Source organism: Vibrio sp. 1078-1 (assembly GCF_033340475.1).
Map to the genome: position 1 here is coordinate 1 of NZ_JAWOWM010000888.1, position 521 is coordinate 521.

The 521-nt window shown below is 44.0% G+C and carries 1 pseudogene; it reads right to left on the minus strand.

The annotated features are described in order from the left end of the window. Nucleotides 1-129: 129 nt before the first annotated feature. Nucleotides 130-521, minus strand: a pseudogene (locus R7190_RS30650) (phospho-sugar mutase); the annotation flags it as partial.

Below are 521 nucleotides of genomic sequence, written 5' to 3' on the forward strand. Positions count from 1 at the left end.
TCCTCCAAAAAGAAATCGCAGATTAGTCGCTACTGATGTTTAGCTTGTTAGAAATCCAGAAAAAGAGGCGCGAACAGCGCCTCTTTTAGTATGTAGTCATGAGCTTTTCATGACAAATTTTTGAGAGAGTTACAAGCTTTTTTGGTGTGCGTCGATCAGCGCGTTCATTTTGGCTTCGGCAGCTTGTTGCGCTTGCTCGTAGCTCATGTCAGCAGGGAAGTCACTGATGACTTCGTAGTAACATTTCAACTTAGGCTCAGTACCAGAAGGACGAACGATTACGCGGGATTTGTCTTCGAGATGATAAATCAGCACATCACTTGCTGGTAAATCAATCGTCTCTTCTGAACCATCCTCAAATGTACGAACGGAAGTTTTCAAGTCCTCAGTTACCGATACTTTCTTGCCTGCAATTTCGCTTGGTGGATTTGCTCGTAACTTGTCACCAATTGGTGGTGAGTTTGGATCCAACGCAATACTACGCTGAGCGTTAAAGTAAAAACCGTGTTGACGGTAAAGCG